This is a genomic window from Lichenibacterium dinghuense (genome assembly GCF_021730615.1).
Lineage (GTDB): Bacteria > Pseudomonadota > Alphaproteobacteria > Rhizobiales > Beijerinckiaceae > Lichenihabitans > Lichenihabitans dinghuensis.
On record NZ_JAJLMN010000001.1, the window covers coordinates 2,249,775 to 2,266,480 of the forward strand.

The following is a 16,706-nucleotide window of genomic DNA, read 5'->3' on the forward strand; positions in this document are numbered from 1 at the left end:
GAACACGGTCCCCGTCGCGATGTTCCCGACTGCGCGACAGGATTGGAGATGCCGATCAGGTCGTCGCGGCGCCCGCGCTTGGAATGATAGGCAGGAGGAGAGTGCAGGGACGTTCCACGCTGGCGTGCAGCGTCGTCCTCCCTCCGAACAACGAGGCGGGCCGGTCGCTCGCGTCATCGTGCAGGAAAGGGCCGCAGCCCGTCAGCTCGTTCTTGAAGTTCGAGAGACGGCCCCCGCTCTGGCCCGGGTAGATGTAGTCGCATCCGCGGATCGAAAGGCCGACCCTCCACCCCGCCGGGACGACGATGGATGTCGGCAGCATCTCGACATCCAATCGGACTGGCTCGCCGGGCGTGAGCGGCTGCTGCTCGTCGTGGGTGTGGTAGGGGCGGTAAGGTAGGCTCAGATCCGGATCGAGCTTGCGATGCGAGGCTCGCAGCCAGCCCTGCGCCACCGGCGTGTGCGGGTCGATAGCGCCGATGAATGTCGTCTCCTTGAGGTCGGGAGCGAAGACGCGCAGCACCAGGAACAGATCCGCATTTTCCGTCGTCGATGAAACCCACAGGCTGGCTGCGATCGGCCCGGTGATCTCTGTCGCCTCCGACAGCGGTGGCGTCAGGAACGTCAGTCCGTCGCCGAGCGCCTCGAAGTCGCTGGTCTTCGTTTCAGCTGGGGCGGCGGCGTCCAGAGTGCCCCCTGCGAGGTCCAGGTGGAGCGTCGTCCAGCGGGTGCGCGGGATCGGCCAAGCGTCTTCGCTGCGCGCGGTGAAGTGCTCGCCAGGATGACGGACCTGGAGCAGCACTCGCGGCTGCTTCGCCCAGGTCTCTCCCTCACCCTTGAGGAAACAGTCGAAGAAGGCGAGTTGGAGTTCTCGACCATAGTCAGTGTAGAAGTGTGTCCAGTGCTCGATGCCGTGAACCTCGAGCCACTTGTGCTCTGAGGCGGCGCGACCGAAGCCTTCGAAGTTGCCTCTCGGATGCAGACCCTGACCGCCCCAGTTGCCGGCCGACAGGAACGGGACTACGACCTTCGACCAATCCGGCGATCGTGCTCTGTGATATTCGTCGTCGAGGGGATGCGAGCGGATCTCGGCGCCGAAATCGCAGCGATTGGCCGCGAGTTCTTCATCGGACAGCGTTTGGGGCCCGCAGACGAGTTCACCATGGGCGCGAGAGCGCTTGCCCTTCTCCCCGGCCCCGTATTGCACGGTCTTGACCTGCATGTCGGACCAATTGGCCCAGAACGTCGACAAGATGCCGCCGTGATGGCTGCCGTCGCGGTAGAAGTCCGCGGCCCCTTCCCAGATGCACATCGCGGCGAGGTGTGGGGGCTGCAGCGAGGCGACCTGCCATTGGTTGATGCCATAATACGAGATGCCGGACAGCCCGACCTTGCCGCTCGACCAGGGCTGTTCCCCGGCCCATACGATGCAGTCGTAGAAGTCCTTCGTCTCGCGCGGCGAGAAATGGTCGATGTGTCCAGGCGAGCAACCGCATCCGCGCGCGTCCACACGGACGACGACGTAGCCGTGCGGCACCCATTTCTCCGGGTCGACCACCTCCCAGCATTGGTACAGGTTGGATGAGCCGGCCGCGACGTCGGGGTGCTTGGATACCATCAGGTTCCAGGCGGACGGATAACCGTCCTGGAACGCGAGCCCTTTGGCGTAGGGGCCGTAGCTCAGGATGACCGGGAACCGACCGTCGCCGACAGGGCGGAACACGTCCGCGCGCAGGACGAGGCCATCATCCGTGGTGATCGGCGCATCCCAATCGATCCGCATGCCGTCGCGGATCTCGGTCCGGTGCTGGCCTTCCGACGTCATGCGGCTCTCCAGGTATCAGGTGGATTTGTCAGGTGTGAGCCGGCTCGGCGCACACCCTTTCGACTCGCCGTGATCGCGCTGCTGCCACATCGGCGAGGATTGATGCTGTGGTCACACACGAGGGTGTGGGCATGGCCTGAGGATGAATCGGCGGCCGTCAGTGTCGCCGGCTCCGACCGGGCCAACGCGGTTCGAACAGGCTCATCCGGTCGTGCCCTCCCCCGACGCAATGGGCAGCGCCGGTCATATGCAGAGCCTCAAGGATATAATGCCAAATCTTTAGCATCATCCGCCCCTCCCGATGTTCGACCTTAGCGGTCGTTTTGATCACACATCCTAGATCGTCATCGCCTCAACAGGAAGCCTTTTCACGTTTCGTCGGCAGCAGACTTGCCTTAGGTCATGATGATTGGCGGAGAACGTTCCGGAAGGGTGGAGCCAGATCACAAATGTTGCAATTGGCTCGGTCGAGGGGGCGCTGTGGAGGTTCGCCTCGTCGCGATCGCCTGTTCAGGCGACGGCACGGGCGGGCTCCTGCTCACCGGCCTGGATCCGCGGCACCACCTGCTCGGCCAGCAGCACCATCGATCTGCGGGCGAGCGCCGGGTCCGCCCAGTCGTGCCCGGCATAGAGCATGGTTCCGAACGGGCCCACCTCGTCGCGGAAACTCATCAGCTCATCGGCGACCTTGTCGGGCGTGCCATAGGTGACGAGCTTGTCACAGACGAAGTCGAGCGTGACGGCCTCGTCAGGCATGTCCCGGCTCGTCTTGAACAGTTCGAGGCGCCCCGCCCGCTTCATCTTCGTCAGCATCTGGCTATAGTAGAAGCGGTAGGGGCTGTTCGGGTCCGTGGCATAGGCGCGCGCGGTCGCGGCGTCGTCGGCCACGAAGACGCTGCGGGCGACCCGCCATGCGGCTGGATCGGCGGACCGGCCGCCCCGCTCGCAGCCTTCGACGTATTTCGGCCAATGGCTCTTCACCCAGCCCGGCATCAGGAAATTCGCGGAGATCGGATCCCAGCCGCGAGCCGCCGCCTCGGTGACGCCTTTCGAGAAGGGCGCGACGGCCGTGACGACGATCGGCGGATGGGGACGCTGGAGCGGCTTCGGCAGGATGCCCTGGCCGATGTCGGCCAGCAGCGTCCGCGCAGTCGACACGGTCCAGAACTTGCCCCTGATGTCATAAGGGGCCTCGCTCTCCCAGATCTTCAGGATGGTATTGATGCATTCCAGGAACATGGCAGGCCTGTCGGCTTCCATGTTCCCGAAGACTTCCGCGTCCGAAATGAGGCCGCCGGGGCTGATACCGAAGATCAAACGCCCATCGAGCAGGTGATCGAGCATGGCGATGTTGGCCGCGACGGCGGCGGGATGCGAGTTCGGGAGGTTCACCGTGCCGGTGCCGAGCTTCATGCGGCGCGTCTTGTCGATCAACGTCGCGATGAACAGCATGCACGACGTGATGTTTTCCGCTTGGTCGGTCGCGTGCTCGCCGACGTAGCCTTCCGTGAAGCCGAGTTCGTCGGCCAGCACGAAAGCTTCGGCGTCCTCGCGCAGGCATTGGCGCCAGTCTTTGCCGAGGGGATGGATCGGCATAGTGAAAAAGCCGAGGTTCATGGGGTCGCGCACCGGATGTCGGAAGGTCTCCGGCCATAAGGAGCCCGTGGGCCCGCCGCGTAAAATGATAAGAAGTGCTGCGGGCGATACGGTTTCCTGATGACGATGAGGCCACCCTCAGTCTGCGGTCCACCCACCATCGATCAGCAGGGACGAACCCGTCATCAGCGCGGACGCGTCGGACGCCAGAAACACCACCGCGCCGGCGAGGTCCGCGACGGTTCCGACGCGCCCGAGCTTGATCTTCGACGTGACGGCGTCGCGGAAGGCGGGATCATCGAGGTAAGGCCGCGTCATCGGCGTCTCGATGAACGTGGGGCAGAGCGTGTTGACCCGGATGCTTTTCGGTCCGAGTTCGACCGCCATGGCCTTGGTCAGGCCTTCGAGGGCGTGTTTAGACGCGCAATAGATCGTGCGGTTGGCCGCGCCGACGTGTCCCATCTGCGAGGACATGTTGACGATCGAGCCGGGACGGCCGGCGTCGAGGAGCCGTCGCACCACGGCCTGGGCACAGAAGAAGGCGGCTCGCAGGTTCAGGCCGAGCACGGCGTCGAAGTCGTCCTCCGAGACTGCGATGAAGGGCTTAGGGCGGTTCGTGCCGGCGTTGTTGACGAAGACGTCGAAGGGCTGCGCCGCTGCCATTGTTGCCGCGAAGGCCTGGGTGTCCGTCACGTCGACCGGGAGACCTTCGGCCTCGCCCCCGGCCGCTCGGATGCCGTCCGCGGCCGCCTCAACCTCGCTCGCGGTGCGCGCCGCCAGCGTAACGTGGGCGCCGGCCTCGGCGAGCGCGCGGGCGGCGCCGAGGCCGATCCCACGGCCCGCGCCCGTGACGAGCGCCCGCCGCCCGTCCAGGCGGAAGGAGGACAGGACTCCGCCGGGCCCTGCGGCCCCTCGCGCGTCATGGCTCATGGAAGACTCCTTTCGGCGCCCGGCCGGTCAGACCGAGCAGTAGCGTTCCTGGATCTCGGGGCTCGCCCGGAGCTCTGACGCCGGTGCGTGATGCACGATTGCGCCCCCGTCGATCACGTATGCCCGGTCGGCGACTTCCAGGGCCAGGGCGACGTTCTGCTCGACGAGCAGGAGCGTCACGCCCTGCTGGCGCAGGCGCACGAAGAGCTCGAACATCTCATCCACCAGCACCGGCATGATCCCCTCCGAAGGCTCGTCGAGCATGACGAGCTTGGGCTTGGCGATCAGGGCGCGGGCGATGGCCAGCATCTGCTGCTCGCCCCCCGACAGGGTGACGGCGACCTGGTCGAGGCGCTCGGCGAGGCGGGGAAAGATCTCCGCCATCTCGGCGATGGCGGCGGCCTCGCGAGGACGGCCGGCCACGGCCACGAGGCCCAGGCGCAGGTTCTCCTTCACCGTAAGTCCGGGGACGATGCGTCGCTCCTCGGGGACATAGGCGAGCCCGAGACGGAAACGCGCCTGGGCGGGGCGGCCCAGGAGGTCGATCCCGTCAAATAGCACGCTCCCCCGCGCGCGGGGCATCAACCCCATGACGGACTTCGGCGTCGTGGTCTTGCCGGCGCCGTTGCGCCCGAGCAGACAGACGATCTCGCCCCGGTTCACGTCGAGGTCGACGCCCTGGAGCACGTGGCTCGCCCCGTACCACGCCTGGAGGCCGGCCAAGCGCAGCATCGGAACCACGGGCGCTTCGGAGACCGTGGTCACGCCGCCCGCTCCCCGAGGTAGACGCGCCGGACCGTCTCGTCGCGCCGGATCTCGTCCGGCGTGCCTTCGGCCAGCACTTCGCCGTGGTGCAGCACCAGCAGGCGATGGCTGATCGCCATGACGAGCTTCATCTTGTGCTCCACCAGGATCACGGTGCGCTCCTCGGCCAGGCTGACGATGAGGCCCATGGTGGCGCGCGTTTCTTCCGGACTCATACCGGCGGTGGGCTCGTCGAGCAGCAGCAGGCGTGGCCGGCTCGCCAGAGCCATGCCGATCTCCAAAGCCCTCTGCTCGCCGTGGGCCAGAGCCGCGGCGGGCTCGTGCCGGCGGTGCCATAAGCCAACGCGATGGAGCAGCGCTTCCGCCTCTTCGGCCGGCCCCGTCAGCCTCGCGCGGGCGCGCCACAGGTCGAAGCGCGACGCGAGCGCCTGATTGACGACGCGGACGTTCTCGAAAGCTGACAATCGCGGGAACACGTTGGTGATCTGGAACGACTTCGCGATGCCGAGGCGGGCGAAGCGGTGCTGCGGCAGGCCGGTAATGTCGTTTCCTTCGAAGAGGATTCGCCCGCTCGTGGGCCGGACGCCGCCCGACAGGACGTTGAAGAGCGTGCTCTTGCCCGCCCCGTTCGGCCCGATGATCGACGTCAGCGCGCAGCGGCGGAAGGACGCCGACACGCCCTTGAGCGCGACGAAACGGCCGAAGGAGCGACCGACGCCGTCGGCCACGAGCACGTCGGCAGCGGATGCCGCGGCGCTCATCGGCCGACCCAGGCGACGACGCTACCCCACAGGCCGCGCCGGAAGAACAGAACGCAGGCAACAAAGACCGCGCCGACCGCGAGTTGCCAGTGGACGGTCCAGACCGACACCGAAGCTTCCAGCAGCAGGAAGGCCGCGGCCCCGACGAAGGGACCGAAATAGGTGCCCGCCCCGCCGAGCAGGCACATCATGACGGCGAGTCCCGAGGTGTCGATCGACAGAGTCTCGATCGGCACGATCGACAGCTGCAGGGCCTGAAGCGCGCCGGCGAGGCCGCAGAAAGCGCCCGACAGCGCGAAGGCGAGGAGCCGTGTCGCCGCGACGTCGTAGCCGGACGCACGGGCGCGGGCCTCGTTCTCGCGCACGGCTTCCAGCGCCGCGCCGAAAGGCGAGGCGAGGATGCGCGACAGGGCGAACAGCGCCAGGATCACGAAGGCGGCGACGATGTAGTAGCGTGTGAGCGGAGCGTCACCGTCGAGCGCGAGGCCGGCGACGCGGATGCGCCCGAGGGCTGGCAGCATCAGGCCGTTCTCGCCGCCCGTCACGCCCGCCGCTTGGTAGAAGGCGTAGTAGACGCATTGGGCGAGTGCCAGCGTCACCATGGAGAAGTATATGCCGCGGGCACGGATCGCGATCGTGCCGAGCGCGGCTGCCATGGCGAACCCACTCGCTGTACCCGCTGCGAGCGCGAGCCACCACGGCCAGCCGAGGCTCGCGAGCACGATGCCGCAACCGTAAGCTCCCGCCCCGAACAGCGCCGCGTGGCCGAACGACAGCGCGCCCAGGTAGCCGAACATCAGGTTGAAGCCCACCGCGTAGAGCCCGTAGACCAGGATGCTAGTCGCCAACGCGGTGAAGGGCACCAGCGCCGGCATGAGCAGCAGGGCGGCGGCCGCGAGCAGGAAGCGGTGCCGCACTGCCGCCAGCAGCCATGGGGACGTGACGGCCGCCGCGGGACGCGCGAGGATGGATGAGACCGCCACGGTTCAGCCGCTCATCAGCCCGGCGCGGCCGAAGAACCCCTGCGGGCGCACCAGCAGCACGACCGCCATCAGGGCGAAGATCGACACTTTGGCCATCTCGGGCGCGACCAGGGACGTCATCGAGACCACCACGCCCACGACCAGCCCCGCCGCCACGGCGCCCGCCAGCGATCCCATGCCGCCCACCACGGTCACCACGAAGGCTTCGGCCAGGATCGTCGAGCCCATCTCGGGGGCGACGCCCTGAAGTGGGGCCGCCATCAGGCCCGCGAGACCGGCGATGGCCGTGCCGATGCCGAACACGGCGAGCCACACGGTGGCGACGTCGACGCCGAGCACGCGCACGATGACAGGATCGCGCGCGCCAGCGCGGATGATTAGGCCGAAGCGCGTCCGCTCCAGGGCCACCCACAGCGCCAGCAGAACGGCCGCCGTCACGGCCATGACGAACAGGCGATAGAGCGGGAAGAAGCCGATGCCGATATCGGCCGCGCCCTGCAGCGCGTCGGGCGTGTCGAAAGGCAGGCCCGATTTGCCGAAGGCGATGCGGACCAGTTCGGTGATGACGTAGCCAAGGCCGAAGGTCAGCAGCAGTGGGTCGTCGACGCTGCGCCCGTAGAGGGGGCGGATCAGCACCCGCTCGACCGCGAGGCCCAAAAGGCCCACGGCGGCCGGCACGACGGCGAGGCTCAGCCAGAAGCTTCCTCCGAGCGTCAGCACCTCGTAGCCCACGTAGGCACCGACCAGGTAGAAGGCGCCGTGCGCGAAGTTGACCACCGTCAGCATGCCGAAGATGAGAGACAGGCCGACGGCGAGCAGGACGTAGACGGCGCCGAGCGCCAGCCCCGTGAAGAGCTGGAGGGCGACGAGATCCCAGGTCAGGCCGTCGAGCATGACCGCCCCCCATCGTGCCCAAACTCACGCATGGCCGAGCTCCGCGCAGCTGCGGAGGTGGAGTTCGTCGGGGGCCTCGGTCGACAGGACGGAGAACACATCCTCGGGACTAGCCATGTCCTTCGACTTCGATGTGATGATGAACACCGACTGGACGGCTTGGTGATCACAGGCCCGGTAATATTCGGGACCCTTGTAGAAGTCGTAGCGGAGCGCCTGCAGCGCGTCCACGACCCGCTCGGTATCGGCCGTACCGGCCGCCTTCACGGCGGCGAGCACGCTGCGCACGCCGCCGTAGGCCATGCTGCCGTAATCGGTCGGCACACGGCCGCCATTGCGCTGGCGGAACGCGTCGTTGAAGCTCTTCGCCGTGGGGATGGTGCTCTCCAGCCCCCAATAATAGGACGTGCCGCCGACTACGCCCTCGAAGGCTGCGGGTCCGCCCGCCACCCTCGCGGTATGGACCAGGATCGGTGTGATGATCTTGATGTTGCGCTTCAGTCCGAAGTCCGCGGCCTGCTTGACGGCGATCTGCTGGTCCCGACCGAAGTTGCAAAGGCACAGGATGTCGGGCTTGAGCGCCTGGATGCGGGGCATCAGCGTCGAAAAATCCGTGGTGCCGATCGGGTGGCTGATGTCGGCGAGGGTCATGACGCCCATGGCGTCGCCGACCGCCTGGAAGCCGCGTACCATCTCGTGCCCATAGGCGTAGTCGGCCGTCAGGTAGACGACCCTCTTGCCAAACCGACCAAAGGCATAGCGGCCCACCGCGCCCGCGGTCATGTGCGGGTTCAGGGCCTCGTGGAACGTGTAGCGGCTGAAGTCCTTCGCCTCGTTGATGACGTCCGACTGGCTGATCGAATTGAACAGGACCTTGCGCTCGCGCGTGATGTTGTTGACCGCGAGCTGAACGGAGGCCGACAGGCCCCCGACGATGAAGTCGACCTTCTCGCTCTCGATCAGCTCCAGCGTGCGGGTGGCGGCCTCGCCGGGGTTCAGCTTATCGTCCCGCACCAGCAGTTCGGCCTGCCGCCCAGCGAGGCCGCCCGCTTCGTTGAACTGCGCGACCGCGAGTTGGGCGGCCGCCACCTGGTTCTGCGCTTCGGCGCCGTAGGGTCCCGTCAGCGGGGTCGGGAAGCCGATCCTGATCGGTCGCTCCTGCGCACGCGCGCTGCGGACGCCGAAAGGCGTCGCCGCGAAAGCGAGGGCGCCGGCCGCGGCCGTGAGCACCGCCCTGCGTCCCACGGCGTCCGACGCGGCTTCGTCCACCATGCTCCCTCCTCCCGTCTCAATCGGTTCGATCCGTGATGCTCACCTCGCCCCAGCCCGGCTGGGACGATCCTCTCATTTGATCGCGAGCGGATTGATGGGCGAGCCGGTGCCGCCCGTGATGACGAGCGGCGGCCCGCAGAACAGGAACTCGTAGACGCCGTCCGCCGCGCAGCTCTCGGCGAGTTCCTTGACGTAGAACATCTCGCCCATCGTCAGGCCGATGGCCGGGATGACCACCCAGTGCCAGGGCTGCTGGACTTCGCTCGTCTCGTTGGGCCGGACCTCGACGCCCCAGGTGTCCGAGCAGATCGCCGCGATCTCCTTGGCGTGCGACCAGTAGCAGTTCTCGAACCGCACGCCGGGCGCGTCGCCCCCGGCGTAACCACCCCACTGACCTTCGTGGAGGCAGCGCTCCTGCTGGCCGGTGCGGACGATCACGAAGTCGCCGCGGCCGACCTCGACGCCCTGTGCCTCGGCGGTCGCGTCGAGGTCGTCGTTGGAGATGGGGTGGCCGTCCTCGAGCCACGGCACGCCCTTGTGGCGCGCCACGTCGAGCAGCACGCCGCGGCCCACCATCTTGGCGCGGGTGTGCTCGATGCCGAGCTCGCGCACGCCACCGCCGTCCACGAGCTTGGCGTCGAGCCCGTTGTACATCTTGTCGTCGAGGAAGATGTGGCCGAGCGAGTCCCAGTGGGTCGCCGCCTGCACCGGCATGTTCAGGGCGTCGTCGGCGAAGCGGAGCTTGTTGGTCTCGTCGAACCGACCCGCCACGGCGTCCGTTCCGGTGGCCAGCATCGTGTGGATCGGGTTCCACCGCCCGCCGAACAGGCCCGTCTGCGGCCCGTGGCGGTCGAGCGGGATGCCCATGGCGAAGACTTGGCCCTTGCGCACCAGCCCGGCCGCGGCGGCGATCATCTCGGGCGTGACGTGGTTCAGCGTGCCGATCCGGTCGGCCTCGCCCCACCGGCCCCAATTCTTGAGCTTCTCCGCCGCTTCGTAGATGGCGGCTTTGCCGGCGCCGATATCGATGGTCATCGTGGTGGGCCTGCTCGGATGTCGGGAAAGGGTCGCGGGCCGCGAGCGATCCTGGCCGGAGCGGATGGACGCGCCCGAACGCTGCCGTCCCATCGTCCTCCCTCCCTCGCCCCGCCGTCCGCGGGATCGGGCATCAGCGGCCCGTCTTGTTGACCAATCTATAAATAAGTGTGAGATCGCGTCAAGCGACCGATCGAGCGCAGGCGGCGGAAACGATCAAGCGAGGTGTCATGAACGAGGTCGGTGGAAGCGCCGTCGCGGCGCAGCGGTCGATCAGCGTGAACGGGGTAGAGCGGCGCGTCGCGGCGCCGGATGCCACGCCATTGCTCGCTGTCCTGCGCGATGAGTTCGATCTGCGTTCGGCACGCTTCGGCTGCGGGCATGAGCAGTGCGGCGCATGCATGGTGCTCGTCGACGGCGTGCCGCGCTACAGCTGCACGCTGCAGGTCGGAGAGGTGGGGGATCGCGCCGTCGTCACGGTCGAGGGGCTCGGCACGCGGGAGCGCCCTCACCCGATCCAGACCGCCCTCATCGACGGGCAGGCCGGCCAGTGCGGCTATTGCCTGTCCGGAATCCAGATCTCGGCAGCAGCGCTGCTCGCGCGGGACCGCGCGCCCTCGCGCCGCGAGATCGTGGAAGCGCTGGAGCCGCACCTGTGCCGCTGCGGCGCACACAACCGCATCGTCCGGGCGGTCGAATGCGCGGCGAGGGCGATGGCCGGAGCGGATGCATGATCCCGAACGCGCTGCCCCAGGGGCTCGTCGACAACCCGCGTCCCGACCAGTGGGTCGCGTTCACGCCAGACCGCAGGGTGACGCTGAAGAGCGGCAAGGTCGAGCTCGGCCAGGGCATCCTGACGGCACTTCGGCAGATCGCGGCGGAGGAACTCGACGTCGAGCCGACGCAGGTGGGCCTCGTGTCGGGCGACACAGCGCTGTCGCCGGACGAGGGCTACACGGCGGGCTCCCTGTCGGTCGAGGTGTCGGGCGCGGCCGTGCGCCTCGTCTGCGCGGAGATCCGGGGGCGGCTGGTCGACGCGGCGGCGGAGCGGCTCGGCGCGGAGCCCGGCCGGCTGCGGATCGCGGCGGGCGAGGTCGCCGCCGACGGCGAAGCGACGGGGCTCGGCTATTGGTCGCTCGCCCTCGACCTCGCTTCCCCCGTCCCGGGGACCAGGGCGCCGAAGCGCGTCGAGGAGCACCGCGTGGTCGGCCGGAGTCTCCAGCGCCTCGACCTGCCCGAAAAGGTGTTCGGCAGCCCCTTCGTGCACGACATGCGGCTGCCCGGCCTCGTCCACGCCGCCGTGCTGCACCGCCCCTGGCCGGGCGCGCGCCTCGCGAGCCCCGATGCCCTGATCGCCCGCGTGGCCGGGGCCGGCGTCGCGGTGGTGCGCGACGGCGACTTCGTGGCTTTCGTGTCGGACGGCGAGACCGCGGCCGCCGAAGCGCTCGCCCGCGCCTGGGAGAAGCTCGCCTGGGACGGCGGCACGCCGCTGCGGCCCGAGCACGGCGAGGCCGGGCGGCTGACGGAACGGCCGACGCGCGACCGCCGCCTCGGCGCGCCCTCCATCGCGGACCCGCGGGCCGCCTTCCGCCTGAAGGCGCGCTATTCCCGCCCGTTCATCGCACACGGCGCCATCGGCCCATCCTGCGCGGTCGCGCTGTTCGAGCGCGGCCGCCTCGACGACGGCCGGCTCGACGTTTGGACGCATTCCCAGGGCGTGGTGCCCCTGCGCGACGCGATCGCCCGGGTCGTCGGGCTCGCGCCGGACCGCGTGGTGATTCATCACCGGCAGGGTGCGGGCTGCTACGGCCACAATGGCGCCGACGATGCCGCCCTCGACGCGGCGCTGGTGGCCATGCGGCGCGCCGGCGTCCCGGTGCGGGTGCTGTGGCGCCGAGAGGACGAGATGTCGAGTTCGCCCTTCGGTGCGGCCGGCGTCGTGGAGATCGAGGCCGGCTGCGATCCCGACGGGCGTCCGCTCGACTGGTCCCTCGACCTGTGGAGCCCCATCCACGGCTCGCGGCCGGGCATGAACGGAGGGGTGAACCTTCTTTCCGCCACGGCGCTGGCCGAGCCCTGGCCCGGGCCGGAACCCTGCGATGTGCCCGACGAGCGCGGGGGTGGCGCCGTCCGCAACGCCTTCGCGCTCTACGACCTGCCGCCGCAGGACATCACCCACCATCTCGTTTGGGACCACCCGGCACGGACCTCGTCGATGCGCGGGCTCGGCGCGCTCGCCAACGCCTTCGCCATCGAGAGCTTCATCGATGAGATCGCGGTCCGTTGCGGGCGCGACCCCCTGGCCTATCGCCTGTCGCTGCTGTCGGACGGACGGGCTCGCCACGTCCTGGAGCGCGCGGCGGCACTGTCGGGGTGGGCGCTCAACGCGCAGGGAGGCACGGGCTCCGGGCGCGGCATCGCATTCAGCCGTTACAAGAACAGGGCCGCCTATGCGGCCGTGGTCGCGGAGGTCGATGTCGACGACGAGGTGCGGGTGAGGCGGGTCTGGGCCGCGGTCGACGCCGGCCTCGTGGTCAACCCCGACGGAGCCGCGAACCAGGTCGAGGGGGGCATCATCCAGGCGGCGAGTTGGGCTCTGAAGGAACAAGTGCTGTTCGACGAAGGCCGGGTCGCCACCGCGACGTGGGACCGCTACCCGATCCTGCGCTTCTCCGAAGTGCCGGAGGTCCACGTGGACTTCGTCGGCGCGGCAGAGCACCCGTCGCTCGGGATCGGCGAGGTGGCCCTCGGCCCCACGGCCGCGGCGATCGGCAACGCCATCGCTCACGCGCTCGGCGTGCGGGTGCGCGACCTCCCGCTCACGCGCGACCGCGTCATCGCCGCCATGTCCTGAGGCCGACGGGAGTCCTATCCCGCGTCGCGCCGCCGTATCGCCTCTGGAATCGGCAGAGGCCGGTTGGCACTCTGCAGAAACTCGACGGTCGAGAAGACGAGATCCGCGTCGCCGATGTTCGTGAGGTCGTGGATCTTGGAGTCGCCGGCCGCGTAGGTGGCGTGCTGCGTTTCACCGGCCGCGTAGGTCTTCTCGTAGGTGCTCCCGTCATCGTGGTTGGACCGCGCCCGACCCGCCGTGATGGCGGTCCAGAAATAGTCGAGCACGTGCTCGTGGAAGCCGATCCGCTCGCCGGGCGCGAGGCGGATCAACCACACCCGCACCCGGTCCGTCTCCGACACGAGCTCCGTCCCCACGCAGCCGTTCCCCCGCGACGCGCGAAGCTCGGCCATCAGCGCTTCATTCATGCCGGTGGTTTCGGTCCGGTCGCCCAGCGTCATCCCTTGCGCCACGGTCGTGACTCCCCATAGAAGCGGTTGGACACCGCCTTGTTTATCAGTTGATCACCTCTCTCGGCAGTGTCAAGGCGAAGGCGGGGTCCGTGAGCCCCAGTGAGGGGACGGGCGGACGTGAGCATGGACCCGGTCGAGATCGCGCGTCAGACAAATGCGCGTCCGGCGAAGAAGAGCTACCGCCGCATGACGCCCGCAGACCGGCGGCGACAGATCATTGAGGCCGCCGTGGCCTATTTCGCCGAAGTCGGCTTCGACGGGGCGACGCGCGCGTTAGCGGAGCGGCTCGGCGTCACGCAGCCGCTGATCTACCGCTACTTCCCGTCGAAGGACGAACTGATCAAGGCCGTCTACGACGAAGTCTATATCGGACGCTGGCGTGAAGAATGGCTCGACGCGATCAAGCGACGAGACGTGCCGCTGCGCGATCGGCTGATCGACTTCTACGAGCGCTACACGGACGTGATCTTCCAGCCGGAGTGGATGCGGATCTACCTGTTCTCCGGCCTGCGTGGGCTCGGCATGAACCGCTGGTGGATCGCTTTTCTGGAGGAGCACGTGCTCGTCCGGATCTGCGCGGAGATCCGGCACGGCCTCGGGCTGCCGTCGCCGGACCTCGTCCCGATCCAGCCCGCCGAGCTCGAGATCTACTGGCTCTTCCACGGGGGCGTTTTCTACTACGGCATGAGGAAGCACATGTACGAGGTGACGCCGCACCTGCCGTTGCGCGAGTTCCTGGAGGCCTCGATCGACAGCTTCCTGGACGGCTTTCCGGCTGCCGTGCAGGCGGCCGTCGGCCAAGGGGATAGGGACGGTGTGGGAGCACCGTCGCCCAGCTTGATCCCGGACGCGCACTCCTTTATCGATTGATAACCAAGGGGAGTGGGACGATGGCGGCACGGCGCGCATTGGTGGTGGGCGGCTCGATGAGCGGCCTGTTCGTCGCCACGGCGCTGTTGCAGGACGGCTGGGACGTTCAGGTGTTCGAGCGATCGCCGGTCCCGCTGTCGAGCCGGGGCGCGGGCATCATCGCCCAGCCCCAGGTGCGCCGCACGCTTGGGGCGCTCGGCCTCGTGGTGCCGGACGGCTTCGGGGTCGACGTGTCCCGGCGCCAAACGCTGGACCGCGCCGGGCGCATCGTCGCCACCGCGACGGATCCGCTCATCGCCACGTCCTGGAACAGGCTGTTCGGCGTGCTGCGCGCGGGCTTTCCCGACGACCGCTACCACCTCGACCACGATCTCGCGGGCTTGGCCGAGGACGAGGGGGGCGTGACGGCGCGCTTCGCCCGGCAGGGCGAGGTGCGGGGCGACCTCGTCGTCGGGGCCGACGGCTTCCGCTCCAACGTGCGGAGACTGCTGTTCCCCACCGTCGAGCCGCTCTACGCCGGCTACGTGGCCTGGCGCGGGCTCGTGGCCGAGGAGGCGCTGCCGCCGGACACGCACCGGGACATGTTCGGCCATTTCAGCTTCGGGCTGCCGCCGGACGAGCAGATCCTGGGCTACCCGGTGGCGGCCGACGGGAACGAGGCCGGGGCGGGCCGCGGCCGCTACAACTTCGTCTGGTACCGGCCGGCCGGCACGGACGACCTCGCGCGGCTGCTGACGGACGAGACTGGGCAGACCCACGACATCTCCATCCCGCCTCCGCTCATCGCGCGGGCTGTGGTGGACGAGATGCGGCGACACGCCGACGCGGTCTTCGCACCCCAGTTCCGGACTCTGATCCGCCTGACCGAGCAACCCTTCCTGCAGCCGATCTACGACCTCGAAGCGCCGCGGATGGCCGAAGGCCGCGTGGCGCTGGTGGGCGACGCCGCCTTCGTCGCCCGCCCCCATGTCGGGGCCGGGACCGCCAAGGCCTGCGACGACGCGATGGCGCTCGCCGCCGCGCTCCGGGCCAAAACCGACCCTCGGGCTGCGCTCGCGCGCTTCGCGGCCGAGCGAGGGCCGGTGGGGGAGCGCATCGTAGCGCAGGGGCGGCACCTCGGCGCCTACATGACGCGCGACTTCGCGACAGCCGACCAGCGTCTCCGGGCGGAGCGCCACCGCTCGCCCGAGGCCGTGATGGCGGAGACGGCCCTGCTGCACTTCCTCGCGGCCTGAATAGCCCGCGCCGCCGTGCGCGGCGGCGCGGCGACCCGCTACAGGTTCAGGAGCCGCTTGGCGTTCCCGCCGCAGATCGCCTCGACCGCGGCTTCGTCGAGCTTCGAGCCGACGATGTGGCCGACCGGGTCGTATTCGCCCATGTCGAAGGGATCGTCGGTCCCCATCAGGACGTGGTCGGCGCCGAACAGGGTCACGAGGTTCTCGAGCTGGCCGGGCGTGAACACCACGGAGTCGACGTAGACCTTCTTGAGGTAGCTCGAGGGCGGGTTGGGCAGGTCGCCTCGGCAGTCCGAGCGCGCTCCCCAGGCATGATCGATGCGGCCCCAATATCCCCCAACGAAGCCGCCGCCGTGGGCCGCGACGATCTTCAGCGCGGGATAGCGCTCCAGCACGCCGTCGAAGATGAGGTGATGCAGGGCCAGCGTCGTCTCCAGCGGGTTGCCGATCACGTTGTTGAAGTAGAAGCGCTGGAAGCGCGCCCCCTCGGTGAAGCCGTTGGGATGGATGAAAACTGTCGCCCCGAGTTCCTCCGCGCGCTTCCAGAACGGCTCGTGGGACGGGTCGGATACCTCGCGCCCGGCGAGCGTGGTCAGGATCTGCACGCCCTTGAAGCCGAGCTCGTTTACGCAGCGGTCGAGCTCCCGCACGGCCAGTTCGGCGTCCTGCATCGGCACGGTGCCGAAGGCGACGAAGCGGTCCGGCCTTCGGGCGACGAAGTCGCGCAGGCCGTCGTTGACGAGCCGCGCCGCCTCGGCGCCGACCTCGCCGGATACCGCGTAGCAGCACTGGTTGGGCGTCGGCATGACGAGCTGCATGTCCACCCCCATGGCGTCGAGGTTGCGGATCCTGTGGTCCTGGTCGAACAGGCGCACCTTCACATCCTCGTCCTGCCGGTCGTTGACGGCGCGCGTTTCCGGCGTCTGCCAGCGGGCGAGCGGGATCGTGTCCATGTCGAGGTGCGGCTTCAGGAAGGCACCGGCCGCCGCGACCGCGATGTGGGCATGGGCATCGAAGGTGAGGCTTCGCGGGCGGAACTGCCGCCCAGGCTTGTCGTGGCTACGCGCTTCGGTGGCGACGTAGCGGTTCCAGATCTCGGTCGTTGCGGTCATGGGATGTGATGCTCCTGATATCAGCCGCCGTCGACGGTGGATCGTCGACGGCTGGTCACGCCGCACGAGCGGCGGCGCGCATTCGCGCTGGCCAGCGGCTGGAAGATCCGACCGCTCGCACG

Annotated in this window: 15 protein-coding genes; 4 read left to right on the forward strand and 11 right to left on the reverse strand. The window is 68.8% G+C overall.

From position 1 onward, the window contains the following. Positions 1-55: 55 nt before the first annotated feature. The 9 genes from L7N97_RS10915 to L7N97_RS10955 all read right to left on the reverse strand — a co-directional run bounded on the left by L7N97_RS10915 (position 56) and on the right by L7N97_RS10955 (position 10,061). Positions 56-1,825, reverse strand: coding sequence for a CocE/NonD family hydrolase (locus L7N97_RS10915; protein WP_237478315.1), 1,770 nt, complete (start codon positions 1,823-1,825; stop codon positions 56-58). 510 nt (positions 1,826-2,335) lie between these two features. After that, entirely contained in the window at positions 2,336-3,454 is a 1,119-nt protein-coding gene (locus L7N97_RS10920; protein ID WP_428980982.1) for an LLM class flavin-dependent oxidoreductase, read from the reverse strand. Between the two features lie 105 nt (positions 3,455-3,559). Continuing rightward, positions 3,560-4,351, reverse strand: a complete 792-nt coding sequence (locus tag L7N97_RS10925; RefSeq protein ID WP_237478316.1) for an SDR family NAD(P)-dependent oxidoreductase — start codon at positions 4,349-4,351, stop codon at positions 3,560-3,562. 27 nt (positions 4,352-4,378) lie between these two features. Then, positions 4,379-5,083 (reverse strand): ABC transporter ATP-binding protein, encoded by a 705-nt coding sequence (locus tag L7N97_RS10930; RefSeq protein ID WP_237482175.1) that lies wholly within the window; start codon positions 5,081-5,083, stop codon positions 4,379-4,381. 29 nt (positions 5,084-5,112) lie between these two features. Beyond that, a complete protein-coding gene (locus tag L7N97_RS10935) occupies positions 5,113-5,877 on the reverse strand; it encodes an ABC transporter ATP-binding protein (RefSeq protein WP_237478317.1) in 765 nt (254 codons plus the stop codon). After that, entirely contained in the window at positions 5,874-6,860 is a 987-nt protein-coding gene (locus L7N97_RS10940) for a branched-chain amino acid ABC transporter permease (protein ID WP_237478318.1), read from the reverse strand. The genes L7N97_RS10935 and L7N97_RS10940 overlap by 4 nt, the downstream gene beginning before the upstream one ends. A 3-nt stretch (positions 6,861-6,863) precedes the next feature. Further along, the gene (locus tag L7N97_RS10945) at positions 6,864-7,754 is read right to left on the reverse strand and encodes a branched-chain amino acid ABC transporter permease (protein WP_237478319.1); all 891 of its coding nucleotides are present in this window, start codon (positions 7,752-7,754) and stop codon (positions 6,864-6,866) included. Between the two features lie 24 nt (positions 7,755-7,778). Continuing rightward, positions 7,779-9,026: an ABC transporter substrate-binding protein gene (locus tag L7N97_RS10950; RefSeq protein WP_237478320.1), complete on the reverse strand. Its 1,248-nt coding sequence runs from the start codon at positions 9,024-9,026 to the stop codon at positions 7,779-7,781. A gap of 72 nt (positions 9,027-9,098) precedes the next feature. Beyond that, positions 9,099-10,061 (reverse strand): cyclase family protein, encoded by a 963-nt coding sequence (locus L7N97_RS10955; protein ID WP_237478321.1) that lies wholly within the window; start codon positions 10,059-10,061, stop codon positions 9,099-9,101. Between the two features lie 230 nt (positions 10,062-10,291). Between L7N97_RS10955 and L7N97_RS10960 the strand changes: the two genes are divergently transcribed. Together L7N97_RS10960 and L7N97_RS10965 are read left to right on the forward strand one after the other, a co-directional pair. Next, positions 10,292-10,795, forward strand: coding sequence for a (2Fe-2S)-binding protein (locus L7N97_RS10960; protein ID WP_237478322.1), 504 nt, complete (start codon positions 10,292-10,294; stop codon positions 10,793-10,795). Next, positions 10,792-12,915 carry a xanthine dehydrogenase family protein molybdopterin-binding subunit gene (locus L7N97_RS10965; RefSeq protein ID WP_237478323.1) on the forward strand — a complete coding sequence of 708 codons (2,124 nt, stop codon included), beginning with the start codon at positions 10,792-10,794 and terminating at the stop codon, positions 12,913-12,915. Before L7N97_RS10960 ends, L7N97_RS10965 begins: the two co-directional genes overlap by 4 nt. Positions 12,916-12,929: 14 nt before the next feature. Here the strand turns inward: L7N97_RS10965 and L7N97_RS10970 are convergent, their stop codons facing one another. Continuing rightward, entirely contained in the window at positions 12,930-13,355 is a 426-nt protein-coding gene (locus L7N97_RS10970) for a cupin domain-containing protein (RefSeq protein WP_428981055.1), read from the reverse strand. A gap of 135 nt (positions 13,356-13,490) precedes the next feature. Between L7N97_RS10970 and L7N97_RS10975 the strand changes: the two genes are divergently transcribed. Beyond that, positions 13,491-14,237, forward strand: a complete 747-nt coding sequence (locus tag L7N97_RS10975) for a TetR/AcrR family transcriptional regulator (RefSeq protein ID WP_237478324.1) — start codon at positions 13,491-13,493, stop codon at positions 14,235-14,237. 20 nt (positions 14,238-14,257) lie between these two features. Continuing rightward, positions 14,258-15,472 carry an FAD binding domain-containing protein gene (locus L7N97_RS10980; protein WP_237478325.1) on the forward strand — a complete coding sequence of 405 codons (1,215 nt, stop codon included), beginning with the start codon at positions 14,258-14,260 and terminating at the stop codon, positions 15,470-15,472. Positions 15,473-15,510: 38 nt separating this feature from the next. Here L7N97_RS10980 and L7N97_RS10985 read toward each other — a convergent pair whose 3' ends face one another. After that, on the reverse strand, positions 15,511-16,584 hold the full coding sequence (locus L7N97_RS10985; protein WP_237478326.1) for an amidohydrolase family protein: 1,074 nt from the start codon (positions 16,582-16,584) through the stop codon (positions 15,511-15,513). Positions 16,585-16,706 lie beyond the last annotated feature (122 nt).